Origin of the sequence: Culturomica massiliensis (assembly GCF_900091655.1) — a bacterium.
In the GTDB taxonomy this organism is placed as follows: Bacteria; Bacteroidota; Bacteroidia; order Bacteroidales; family Marinifilaceae; genus Culturomica; species Culturomica massiliensis.
Genome location: NZ_LT594621.1, coordinates 597560 through 610631, shown reverse-complemented (window position 1 = coordinate 610631; position 13072 = coordinate 597560). Strand labels below are relative to the sequence as shown.

General features: G+C 45.4%; 12 protein-coding genes. 2 read left to right on the top strand and 10 right to left on the bottom strand.

Translation table 11 applies throughout. The features are described 5' to 3' along the window. Positions 1–431 precede the first annotated feature (431 nt). From BN8908_RS03710 to BN8908_RS03665, 10 genes are all read right to left on the bottom strand, one after another. Positions 432–1031, bottom strand: a complete 600-nt coding sequence (locus BN8908_RS03710) for a DUF1287 domain-containing protein (protein WP_068689149.1) — start codon at positions 1029–1031, stop codon at positions 432–434. 47 nt (positions 1032–1078) lie between these two features. Then, positions 1079–1540 carry a hypothetical protein gene (locus BN8908_RS03705; RefSeq protein ID WP_068689148.1) on the bottom strand — a complete coding sequence of 154 codons (462 nt, stop codon included), beginning with the start codon at positions 1538–1540 and terminating at the stop codon, positions 1079–1081. 227 nt (positions 1541–1767) lie between these two features. Beyond that, positions 1768–3351 carry an AsmA family protein gene (locus BN8908_RS03700; RefSeq protein WP_068689147.1) on the bottom strand — a complete coding sequence of 528 codons (1584 nt, stop codon included), beginning with the start codon at positions 3349–3351 and terminating at the stop codon, positions 1768–1770. Positions 3352–3433: 82 nt separating this feature from the next. Next, positions 3434–4432: a DUF362 domain-containing protein gene (locus BN8908_RS03695; protein WP_021988537.1), complete on the bottom strand. Its 999-nt coding sequence runs from the start codon at positions 4430–4432 to the stop codon at positions 3434–3436. Positions 4433–4448: 16 nt separating this feature from the next. Next, a complete protein-coding gene (locus tag BN8908_RS03690) occupies positions 4449–4988 on the bottom strand; it encodes a flavodoxin family protein (RefSeq protein ID WP_021988536.1) in 540 nt (179 codons plus the stop codon). Positions 4989–5320: 332 nt separating this feature from the next. Beyond that, positions 5321–5833, bottom strand: coding sequence for an ECF transporter S component (locus BN8908_RS03685; protein ID WP_068689145.1), 513 nt, complete (start codon positions 5831–5833; stop codon positions 5321–5323). A gap of 9 nt (positions 5834–5842) precedes the next feature. Continuing rightward, complete coding sequence (locus tag BN8908_RS03680) at positions 5843–6298, bottom strand: DUF1893 domain-containing protein (RefSeq protein WP_392389375.1); 456 nt, start codon at positions 6296–6298, stop codon at positions 5843–5845. Between the two features lie 12 nt (positions 6299–6310). Beyond that, complete coding sequence (locus BN8908_RS03675; protein WP_021988533.1) at positions 6311–7714, bottom strand: aldo/keto reductase; 1404 nt, start codon at positions 7712–7714, stop codon at positions 6311–6313. Positions 7715–7725: 11 nt separating this feature from the next. Further along, positions 7726–9228: a 4Fe-4S binding protein gene (locus BN8908_RS03670; RefSeq protein ID WP_068689143.1), complete on the bottom strand. Its 1503-nt coding sequence runs from the start codon at positions 9226–9228 to the stop codon at positions 7726–7728. A 9-nt stretch (positions 9229–9237) separates the two neighbouring features. Beyond that, positions 9238–9921 carry a flavodoxin gene (locus tag BN8908_RS03665; RefSeq protein ID WP_021988531.1) on the bottom strand — a complete coding sequence of 228 codons (684 nt, stop codon included), beginning with the start codon at positions 9919–9921 and terminating at the stop codon, positions 9238–9240. 481 nt (positions 9922–10402) lie between these two features. Between BN8908_RS03665 and BN8908_RS03655 the strand changes: the two genes are divergently transcribed. Both BN8908_RS03655 and BN8908_RS03650 read left to right on the top strand, forming a co-directional pair. Then, positions 10403–10969, top strand: a complete 567-nt coding sequence (locus BN8908_RS03655; RefSeq protein WP_068689136.1) for a sugar O-acetyltransferase — start codon at positions 10403–10405, stop codon at positions 10967–10969. A 313-nt stretch (positions 10970–11282) separates the two neighbouring features. Continuing rightward, positions 11283–13067, top strand: coding sequence for a TonB-dependent receptor (locus BN8908_RS03650; protein ID WP_235837464.1), 1785 nt, complete (start codon positions 11283–11285; stop codon positions 13065–13067). Positions 13068–13072 lie beyond the last annotated feature (5 nt).

Genomic DNA, 13072 nt, shown 5'->3' with positions numbered 1-13072 from the left:
TGTTCCCCGTATGAGATCAACCGGAGATTCGCCGGGGATTCGCCTTATTAACTCCGGTACAACTCCGGTACAACTCCGGCGGGGACCGTTCATATACCGCAGCTATACCGTTCCTGTACCGTCGTATATGTAGCCATAGGTATACGCAGAGCAAACGTCGTTTATACCCCCGATACCCCAAGGATGTTCTATTATTCTCCTGGTTTTGGATAATTTTAAATTACCGCAAGATCAGATTTTCGGAAGTAATTAGCGGATCTCGGTATTCTCCCGGAATCGGCAAAAACCGAATTTTTCACATTCAATCTTCTGGAATCGGCCGAACTTATCATCCCCTTGGCTTTGAATACATTGACCAAAGACGATAAAGCCGACTTTAAACACAAAACAATCTGCCCAATTTAAGAGCACACTTCTGTAGCGCACTTCCTTCATTCGACTTCTCCGAAATACCTGTAATGACCTATTATTTTCCAGTCAAACAGACAATCTTCCAATACCTGACCGGCGCCGATGTTGTGCATCATCAAAAGACGGTTGTTAGAATCAGGAACCTGCTCCTTTGAAGCGACATTCGAAACGATCCCGATGTGTAATATTCCACGTCCCAAATCCCAGCAAACGATATCTCCCTGTTTATAATCCTCCGGACGATCTGTAATCTCAAGCACTTCACCGTATCTCGAAAAGAATGTCATTAAATTAGGCACTCGCCGATGGTCTATATTCGGATCGGGTCGGGTAAGTCCCCAGTTTTTAGGATACCTGCCAAAGTTAGCTTTCATATCTTCATGGACATTTTTCTGTAAATCAATTCCTAATTTCCGGTAAGCCCTGATCACGACATCTGTACATACACCTTTATCTACCGGCACATCCCCGTTAGGGTAGGAAATCCTAAAATAAGAAGGGTCGTATTGAATCGCAGGATTTTCTATCTGACAAGCAGCTTCTGCCAAGGCCGGATTCTGACCGAATACGGTCTCCAATGTCCAAAAACTGACCAATAGGAATAAAAATAGGCTTTTCATTTCATTACATCGTTTAATATCCGGACAGAAACAGACTACCTATTGTTTTATCCGTCGATAAGTATTTCTTTTGCCTCAAAGTCTGACATAGTTAATGTGAAGGTATGATTTCCGTCATGTTCCGATTCAAAAGCAATTTCCCAAATAACAGGCTGGGTTTCACATCGCGGTAAACTCAAATAGACTGCCTCGAATTCCTTTTGAAAATCAAGTATTCTGAACCCTTCTTTCCAACTCCCGAATTCCTTCTCAATCAAAGGAGCAACCGTTTGGCATATTTTGGAATAATTGTCCTCTATACGCCTAAAAAACCCGATTTGCTCTTTGGTTACTCCTGCCTTATCTCCGTCGATGCCGATTTCTATTATTTTGTCGGTCGGTTTAAAATGACGACTACATTCGAAATAATTTTTATGAGGTTCTCTCTTAAACTCAAAAAAAGTCATTGTTCCGAAAAACTCATTTTCCATTTTATTCGATTTACCGAATATAAAATTTAATAACCCCATTGTATTTACTGTTTCGGTTGAATTTATACAAATATATATTTTTTTGCCATACAGAAATCTATTTTCAGGTTATTTGACAGAGTATCATTACGGAAACCGAAATACGAAAGACACTATCAACCACTACTACTATCGAAGAAATCCATTACTGATGTTTAAAAAGAGCATGAAAATAAAAAGGAAGAGCTTCCGAATCTTTCTTACCCCAATCCTATTTTCCGGCAAAATTAGAGTCCGACAGATTTTTTCAGTCCCTCGAGCATTATTTTCCAAAGGTAATTGAACTGGGAACGATAGGGATCTCTTTCGGCCCAGCCCTCTCCTTTTCGTATTCCCCGGTGATCCGGGTTATTTTCCTTTACAATCATTCCATTAGCCAAAGTTGTAAGAAACGAACTGGTCTCAAGCTTTCCGTCCTTTTCTTTCATTATACGAATCCGGAGCCTCTCATACAAAAACACCATATCTACCCGGGCTTTTTGCGAATTCCCTTTTATTTCAAATGTCATTTTCTCCAAATGTCCGGATGTGACCTTAATTTTTGCCAAAGGTTCCAGTATCGGATTTAAAACAGCTAAATTCAGAGGTCCCATCTCTCCGGCAATTTCAAAAGCCGGTTTTACAGAATCGGCCGGTAAACGGAAAACAGCCTGTATTTTCCCTTGATCCATCAGTCTACCTTCGGCCCTTAAGGTATAAAAAGACTGTCCGGATGGAGGTCTGTTTGTCAGATCGTAAAATATTCCCCGCAAATCACCGAAAGCAATTCTTCCCGGTGAAAGTCCGTGTTTAGCCAACTCCAGGTATTCGACATCGACACGGTTCAGGGCAACCCTCCGGACAGCAAAAGGAAGAGAGAATTCCTGTACCGATTCGTAAAACAAACGTTTTACCCGAGCTTTCTGCTCAATCTGCCGATTTTTAAAACTACTGACAGAAGCCTTTTCCAAAGAAATACTATCGATAAATATAAACCGTTCAGACATCAGTTTTTGTAAACTGAACCCTTCCCCCCGCAATCCGGAGGCCTTGATTCGGATCCAATCCGCATGTCCCGGGGCCTTTTCTGCAAATTCGTACATGCCATACCGGGGCATCAACCGGATATTTCCGACAGCAAAGCGGCCCTTTGCTCCTTGCAGTTTTAATGAATCGATTTCCAATACCTGTGAATTCTCTCCAAACGAATAGTGAAAGGAGGACAAAGCCATTTGTAAATCCCGGCAGGAAAAAGGTAAACCGGTGTTCCGGGAAAGCGTATTCATCTCCCAATCGTTTACTTCCCCGTTAAAATCCTGCAAACGGAATTCGGCGGAATCACGTCCTTCGATTTCACAGCAGTGGATATGACCGAGCCGGACAGCTATTTTTTGTATTTGTAACTGCAAGCGCGGTATATTCCGATCCATAGCCGAGATATCCCGGCTTTTCTTCAATATATCGGCCGACAGCCGCGAAACGTCCAATTCAACCCCCTTTGCCCGTAAGTAAATTACGGAATCTTTTTTTTTAAAACGAATGCCGCGTATCCCCACTTTTTTAAGGTACCCCTCAGCAGTTATCAGAGGCAGACCGTTTTGAAGGCCGGCTCCTGTATCTGAACTGATTTTCACCTCTTTCAGCCATAACGAGCGACTGATCAACCGCAAAGAAACCGAACCGACTTCAGCCTTTACAGTCCCCCGGGTCACTTCATATATCTTTTTTTCAACGAGGTTCCTGATTTTACTTTCCAGTATCCATTGTACTCCGAAATATACAATGACAAGTGCAAAAATGACATAAACAACTATCCTGATTTTCTTTTTCATTCCTTCCGCCTGTTTCTATCCATAGAAACGGAAAAAAGGAAAAGAGGTTACTGTAGCGCGACAATGATAAAATCAATGATTTTCATTTCAACTCCACCAATTCATACTTTTGGCTACCCAATCCGATCCGTTCGGCATAATCCAGCGTATGCATACCATGACGGGAATCTATGCGTTCAATCAGATGTATCTTTCCATGATCTTCCGATGCCCGAACCAAATCGGTGCATGCCTTATCGAGTGCCACCGGGTCAAGTGAGGCCAAAATACCAATATCCCCCATCTGCGGATCGGCCGGATTGGAATCACAATCGCAGTCTACCGACAAATTATTGGCCACACTAATGTATAGGATATTGTCGCCGCAATGCTGAATGACAGCTTGTGCCGCCTCGGCCATAGACTCCAAAAAATCATCCTGGGCGGGATTTCCCCAATCGGTTGTACTTGTCCCAGCCGAATGAATCAGGCGTTTCCCGTCAGAAGAAGCGATTCCGATTGAAATATTCTTGATCGCGCCTCCGAAACCGCCCATAGCATGTCCCTTAAAGTGGGAAAGCACCACCGTAAAATCATAATTCAGATAATGAGAACCGACAATATCTTCCTTCAGATGTTTTCCGTTTTTAACCGGAAGCCTGACTTCTCCGTCAGCATCCATAATATCCACCGGAGCTATGGCTGTAAAACCATGATCTTCGGCTGCCTTAAAGTGAGATTCGGTATCCGAACGTCCGCCCCCGTAAGCGGTATTGCATTCCACAATCGTACCGTTGACCTTTTTTACCAGGTCTTTAATTAAAGCCGGTTGCAGAAAATTATGGCCTCCCGGCTCTCCCGTACTGAGTTTTACGGCTACTTTACCTTTTACCGGACGTCCCAGTGCTTCATAAATCCGGACCAGATTTCCGGCAGTGATGTCTTTACACAAGTATACTTTGGGAAATCCGGAAGTAACGCTATCCTCTCCTGTCTGTTCCGGGTCATTATTTATTACTTTTACCTGAGCAGGATGACAGGCATACATACCGAACGGCAACATAAAAACAAGTATTAATATATTCAACAAATTCCGTTTCATGATCTCATAAATTAAATCAGACCTGTTTTCCCATTTCATACGCTTCGTACATAGCAGGCTTATCTTTTATTTCCCCGACATGCCACACCCCCGTACCCAATACTACCCCTCTGACGAGAGGTTTTTTCAGACAATCGAGAAATCCCTGAAAGGTGTCGACGGTACGTTCCAGCAAGCGGGTATCTTCTTCTGCCGCAGTAACGATAAAATAAAATTCCTTGTTGCTCATCTCCGTATAAAGTCCGCAGCAACGGTCTATCAGCGTTTTCATCTGAGCGCTCATGGTATAGAAATAAACCGGGGTGGCCATGACAATCACGTCGGCTGTCAACATTTTCCCAATAATCCCGGCTGCATCGTCTTTCTGCGGACAAGGCTTTTTATGCAAACTACAAACACTGCATCCCGTACAATAATGAACGGTTTTATCACCCAGAAAAATCTTTTCCGCTTCATTTCCCGCTTCAACAGTTCCCCGCATAAATTCATCGCAAAGGGTGTCGGAATTTCCGCCACGGCGCGGACTAGACGATAAAATCAATACTCTTTTTGCCATAATCGTTTATTTTATAAGTTTAAATTATTTTCTACAGATCAGTAACGGCTACTCTTTAAAATTATCAAGCAGCTTTCAGAATCATTTTACACAACAAAATTACGTTGTCCCGAGAAAAGTTTTAGTAGATGAATTACAGGTATTATAACCCCGATTACAGATTTTCGAAAAAGACCGGATAATATACCGAAAGTTATCAGAAATATATCCGGAAATGTAATTTCCGGATATATCGATTTCGGTTAATTCAGGCAGTAAGCCCGTAAGTGCATTGTTGGAGGAGACCGGTATTTCCTGTATACCGGTAATCTCCCATCAACAACGATACCTTATCATTTACGAATAAAAAATTTAACAACGGCCCAACCGCCGAACACCTGCAACAACATGCCCGGTAATCCGATGCGGAAATCCTGTACGGCCAGGAAAAAATCACCTTTTATCCCCCATTCGCCCAATGTACCTATCGTCTGATAGATACCCACGACTGCGGCAAACAAAAGTAATGAAACTCTTTTGAAACGCATGGCAGCCAAGCCAGCAAGCAATGCCAATAACACCGACTTGAACAAAATAGCCGGTAATACCGCCACAGCAGGCATTCCGAAGAGAATGGAATTGAGCAGAGGGGAAACGACCGCTGTCAGCAATCCGACCCTCCAGCCGTATTTGTATGCTCCGATCAACGTAAAAAAATAAATAGGCAACCACTGTGCTCCTCCCTGCGGTACGAGGTGGCACAATTGCGGCAGTACGATATTCCCCGCCATAAACAAGGCGGCTGTCAGGTATGTTTTCGCATCCGTATACTCCAGCGAATAGAGTTTTACTGTTGTTGTCTGCATAATTTCCGATTATTGATTTTTAAATTGTATATTTATAAATTCTTCAATTTTTATCCGGCATTCCTCCGGCGTTTCCAGGTTTTTACAACGAATTTCCAAAGGACACCAACCTGTCTGCATACGGTTGACGATATAGGGTACTTCGTGTATGCAACCGACCCGCAGGCCGGTTTTCCGGCAAAGCTCAAGAGCCGGAAAGCTGGCCACCCCTGCAAACAGCTCTTTCACCCCGCCCAGTATCATCAATGCCGCAGCCGCCTTACCGACAACCTTATCCGCAACAAAAGCCCCTTTCAAAAATTCCGGTTCCTCTTTCAACAGCCGGTACAAATCTTTCACGCCCCGTTCACGGAACACCCGAATGTCCTTGCCGTTACGGATCACACACGAACACTTTTCAGTAAACAGATATCCAATCAGGCTCTGCCGTTCTTCTTCCGTCATAAACCCCATCTCCTGTCCCATTGTATTCTGCTTTCAGAATTCACGCCCTTGTTTCAAGTCTTCCACAAACCTGTCGATACGTTGCATTTCCTCGGGTATACGGATGTTCTGCGGACAATGATGTACACATTGGTTGCATCCGATACAATGATCGGCCTGCCGCAAACGCGGTACCGAACGGTCGTATCCTACGAGGAAAGCCCGGCGTGCCTTCCGGTAACCGGCATCCTGAGCCGAAGAAGGCATATTACCTTCGTTGATACATTTGTTGAAATGCAGCAATATTCCCGGAATATCCAGTCCATAAGGACAGGGCATACAGTATTTGCAATCATTACAGGGAATCGTCGGGTAGCGCAGCAGAGCCTGAGCTGTTTCTTCCAAAAATTCCATGTCTGCTTCAGTCAGCGGGTCCAAGGGCGCAAAAGTACGCAGATTATCCTGCAGATGTTCCATATAAGTCATACCGCTCAACACAGTCAACACCCCGGGAAACGATCCGGCAAACCGGAATGCCCATGAAGCCACACTTTCGTCGGGACGCCGCTGCTTAAGCTTGGCAGCTATGTGATCGTGTACATTTGAAAGCCGCCCGCCCAGCAAAGGTTCCATGATAACCGCCGGAATATTCAGTTTGGCAAGTTCACCGTAAAGATATTCGGCATCGGTGTTACGCGTATTGACTTCCTTCGCATGTTTCCAGTCGACGTAATTAAGCTGTATTTGCACGAAGTCCCACTTGTATTTTTCGTGCTGCGACAGCAAATAGTCGAATACCCGTATATCACCGTGGTAGGAAAAACCGAGATTACGGATACGTCCCGCCTCACGTTCGGTCATCAGAAAGTCGAGTATTCCGTTATCGATATAACGCGCCTCCAATTCAGCCATGCCATTTCCCATCCCTACGCCGTGCAGCAACATATAGTCGATATAATCGACCTGCAATTCCCTGAATGAATTGTGATACATTTTCAGGGACTCCTCCCGGGTCCAGGTCGATGGAGCAAAATTCGACAACTTGGTAGCAATGAAAAATTTATCGCGCGGATACCGTTTGAGCGCTATCCCGGTTGCCCGTTCCGACCGTCCTTTGCAATAAGCCGGCGACGTATCGAAATAATTCACACCGTGTCCGATGGCAAAATCCACCAAACGGTTCACCGTTTCCTGATCAATAGGCTCATCTCCTCCGGGAAGAGTAGGCCAGCGCATACAGCCGTACCCCAATAACGATACTTTTTCTCCCGTCTTCGGATTGGTGCGGAAAGTCATCCTATCGACCGGAATATCACCCAAAGCCGAACGATCACCCGAAACCGAATTCTTTCCAGAGTTACAGCCGGTCAACGCAACGGTCGAAACAGCCGCCCCTATGCCAAGACGTTTGAGAAACTCCCGGCGGTCTATTTGATTTTTCTTATTTTTCTCTTCCATTACCTGTAATTTTAAATCACTCTGTGACATTCATGACCTTCGACATAAATAGCACTGAACGGACGTGCCGGACAAAGATTCTCACAGGCACCGCACCCGATACAACGCTCGACATTCACAACCGGTATTTTAGGCGAATCCGGCACATCCGGATCGGATGCGACCATCGTAATGGCCCCGACAGAACAATGACGTGCACAATTTCCACAATCCACACCATCAGTCAGAGACACGCAATTTTCTTTTATCCACACGGCATGTCCAACCTGAATAGCCGATTTATCGGCAGTCGTAATTTTCAGAATAGCTCCTGCGGGACAAACTTCACCACACTTCACACATTCGGGCCGGCAATAGCCCCGCTCATACGAAGCCTCTGGCTGCATCAGCGTTCCCGGTTTACCCGACGGACGCAATACCTGATTGGGACATACCGAAACGCAAAGCTGACAACCCGTGCAATGAGCTGCCATATTACGAAGCCCCTGTGCACCGGGCGGTACAACCGGTGTCGTCCGGTTCGGGATCTTCTTTGCAGTAATAACAGCCAATCCGCCATCCACCTTTTTTTCCTGTGCCCGGACAAGCGATGTCGTGCTGAACAATGCGGCAATAGCAAGAAAACCGCGACGCGAAATTCCATCCGCCTCTATCTCCGCAGTTGTCTGTTTTCTTTTTTTTATGCTGTGGCACAAAGCATAAGAAATCGCACCTCTATGACACTTACCGATGCAATCCATACAAACGACACAACGGCTGTAATCAATCACATGCGTTTTGGTATCAATACACGCCGCTTTACAATTCCGGGCACAAAGAGTACAGCCGTTACACTTCGACTGATCGATTACGGGCCGGAAAAGTGAGAAACGGGCCAAAAAACCCAAGACAGTACCTACGGGACAGATCGTATTACAATACGTACGACCGTTACGCCATGCCAAAACCGCCAGGACAACGAAAGAAACGATAGCGACAACAAGCGTTGCCGTGTTCTTTATCCATACGTCAACCGAATAAAAAGCATAGCTATTGACCCGTTCGGCAATATAAGCCAAACCATTATTTCCCCATTGCCAGAACGGAGCAAACAAATCAGACGCTATTCGTCCGTAAGCACTATAAGGGGCCAGCAAAGCCACCAGTGAGCCGATACCGGCAATCAAGGCAACGACAAAAATTCCCAATACCCCATACCGTAACCACGATAAAGCAGGAGAATAGGTATAACGGTTTTTTTTACGTCTTTTTCCCAACCGACCCCAGATATCCTGCATTACCCCCAACGGACAGATCACTGAACAATATACCCGGCCAAACAGCAAGGTCAGTATCACCAGCGCAACCACTACACCGATATTTACGGCCAGCACGGCAGGTAAAAACTGTACTTTCGCCAACCAGCCGAACCAAACATGTATCGTTCCTGTAAAATCCAGAAAAAGTAACGTAATCAGTAGAAAACAGACAATAGCAAGCGCTATTCTTATTTTTCGTAATACATTCGATTTCATCGTTATATTTTAATGTTTCAATAAATTCTGCTTTTCCAGCCAATTCCGCACGGTCTGCCGGGCCTCGGGCACATCCCGTCCGGCAACTGACAACCCGCGCACCACACGGGCGTTTTTCTCCATTCCGGTGATTGTCTCCACGGAACGCGAAAAGCGGCTGCCGCCGTGAGTACAGAATGGAATCACTGTCTTTCCGCTAAAATCATACTCTTCGAAAAAGGTATAAATCGCCATCGGCATATCATACCACCAGTTGGGATACCCCACAAAAATGACATCATAATCTTTTAAATTTTCAATATGCGTGACCAACCGGGGATGTTCTCCGGCTTCGGCTTCCCGTTTAGCCTCGTCGATCAATTCCTTGTGCGAACCCGGATAATTTCTTTCGGTTTTGATGGCAAACAGGTCTCCGCCCGTAGCCTCAGCTATCATTCCGGCGATATACTCCGTGTTGCCGTACACCTTACCGTGGGCGACAACCCGGCTTGCCCCCGACGAAGCATCAACACCGTCCGTTTCAGGCCAGGTGAAATAAGCGACAAGCACCTTACTGTCCGTCGAAGAAGCGGAAGTCTCTGCTGCTTTTAAAGCAGAAGCTTCCACCGTTTCTGCTTTCCCTCCCTTCGGGACACACAACGAGGTTACTGCAGCCAGTCCCGCTATACCGATAATTAAACAAACTTTTTTCATATCTTTGATTTTATTGTTTATTTTCAACAAAAATACCTGTATTCTATCAATATCATGGTATACAAATTACAGATTATTATACCCATATTACAGGTATAAATCCGTATGTAATACGTCTATCGCCCCTCCAATATCTCCCGGTAACGATTCGCCGATCTGTGCAACCGCACCAATCAAAGTTATCAGAACCATAATACCATACAAACCAACCGGAAAACATCCAAGTTAGCGACGAATGCACAAAATCTGTAATTCGGGTAAAATCATCCGTAATCCGTCTACAAAGGAAACGAATCGATCTCTTTATTTTTGCAATACGAAAATCAGAAACTGTTCGGCCGGTTAAAAATTAAAAACAAGAATTACAAAGAATATAATATACAGGGTTTGACTGAAACCAATCCGTTTAATGCTCATGCCATACAAAACAATAATAGTATAAAACAAAACACTTTCGTTTCCTCAATTAAAATAATACATTATGAAAAAGAATATCTTTGAACGCTCACTTGCAGGAGAACCCATCTCTCTGAACGACCCCGAAAATGATAAAATGCAGGAAGCCCTGGAACATGCCCGAATCGTAACGAGCGAACTCAACACCTCTTACCACGAACCGGAGGAAGCTCTGAACCTCATCCGTTTGCTGGGTGCCGAAATCGATAAAACCGCTATGATCCGTCTGCCGTTCTATACCGATTTCGGTAAGTTTATCAGAATAGGTAAACACGTATTCATAAATCAGGCCTGTATTTTCATGGACCGGGGCGGCATTACGATTGAAGAAAATACTAAAATCGGACCGCGTGTAAATCTGATTACGGAAAATCACGGTTTGAAATCTTCCGAAAGGCATATCCTCACTTCCCGTCCTATCTTTATTGGCCGAAACGTATGGATCGGTGCTGCTGCAACCGTTTTACCGGGAGTAACCATCGGAGAAAACTCCGTTGTTGCGGCGGGAGCCGTCGTCAGCCGGGACGTTCCTCCCAATACGGTTGTCGCCGGTGTACCTGCCGAAATAGTAAAAGAGATTCCCGGAGAATAAACGGGAACACTTCAGAAAACTCTGTCCGGCAATTGCCGGTACAAAAGGCTTTTCGAGTCCTTCCAAACGGAATACGGCAGCTTATAATAACAAATGATGTTTTTCCCAAAAAAGACAAATTACACTTATCTTTACACGGCGTATAGGTTTACTGAACAGCTAAAATAAAATTCACCCCATGATTCGAAATTTTACAAGCAAAATAAGGATAAAGAAAAAACGGACTGTTGTTTTAATGTTCTGCACACTTATCGGAACGGCAGTGCATGTAAAAGCCGAAAGCGATACTTCCCGTATTGTCCGTAATCTTACCATGGAAGAAGTAGTCGTAACGGGCACCCGTAATGAGACGGATATCCGTCATCTGCCGATGACGGTTTCTGTCGTAAACCGTTCCCAGATAGAAAAACGTTACGAGCCCTCGTTACTCCCGATACTTACGGAGCAAATCCCGGGACTTTTCACGACCAGCCGGGGCATAATGGGTTACGGAGTATCTACGGGAGCCGCCGGAGGCATAAGCCTGCGCGGCATCGGTGGCAGCCCGACTACCGGATTATTGGTATTGATCGACGGACATCCCCAATACATGGGATTGATGGGACATCCCATTGCCGACGCCTACCAATCGATGCTGGCCGAACGGGTTGAAGTACTGCGCGGTCCGGCCTCCGTACTTTATGGCTCAAATGCGATGGGCGGGGTTATCAATATCGTCACCCGGAAACAACAGCAGGACGGAATAAAAACCGGTGTCAATATAAGTGCCGGTTCGTACGGAACATTACAAAGCGAACTGTCCAACCGCATCAGAAAAGGCCGTTTCAGCAGTGTCGTGACAGGTTCTTACAACCGGACCGACGGACACCGGCCGGATATGGGTTTCGAACAATACGGCGGATACGCCAAAGCGGGATACGACTTTACCTCCCACTGGAAATTGTGGGGCGATGTAAATATTACTCATTTCAACGCTTCCAATCCGGGGACTACCGATGCTCCGTATATTGACAACGACTCGCGCATCACCCGTGGTATGACTTCGTTCGCTTTAGAAAATCATTATGCAAAAACTTCCGGAACATTGAGCTTTTTTTATAACTGGGGACGTCATAAAATAAATGACGGTTATCATCCTGGAGAAGAGCCGCAAAAATCGCATTTCAACTCCAAAGATCAAATGTACGGCATTTCCTGGTACCAGAGCGCGACATTGTTCAGCGGCAATCGCCTGACAACGGGTTTCGATTACCAGCATTTCGGAGGAGAATCATGGAATAAGGTTTTAGCTTCGGGAGAACGTGAACCCGGTGTCGACAAGCAAATGGACGAATTCGCCGGATATGTCGATTTTCGCCAGGATATCGGAAAGCGATTATCGCTGAACGCCGGCGTGCGTATAGATCACCATTCACACGTAGGTACAGAAATTATTCCGCAAGGCGGTCTGGCCGTTCATCTCCCCCGGAACGCAGAACTGAAAGCCATGGCAAGTAAAGGGTTCCGGAACCCGACCATCCGGGAAATGTATATGTTTCCGCCACAAAATCCGGATTTGCGTCCCGAGCGTTTGATGAATTACGAACTCTCGTTCTCGCAGAAACTATTGAAAAATACTTTTTATTACGGTATAAATCTGTATTATATCGACGGAGATAATATGATTACGGTAGACCGTACTTCAGGCAAACCGTTGAATGTAAATACCGGGGAGATCGAAAACTGGGGAGTTGAGATCAATTTTTCCTACCGCCTCCATCCGCAATGGAACCTGTCCGCCAATTACAGTTGGCTGAATATGGAAAATCCGGTGATAGCAGCCCCGGAACACAAGTTATTTGCCGGAGCCGATTTCACCAAAGGCCGCTGGAGCGCATCGACAGGCCTGCAATATGTGAAAAACCTGTATACTGCGGTAACACCAAAGGAAATCACGGAAGATTTCGTACTTTGGAACATCAGGGCAAATTACCGACTGACCCGCCATGCCCATTTGTTCGTCAAAGGTGAAAACCTGCTGGCCCAACATTACGAAGTCAACGCCGGCTTTCCCATGCCCAAAGCAACATTCATGGGTGGCATAAATATTAATTTTTAATCACC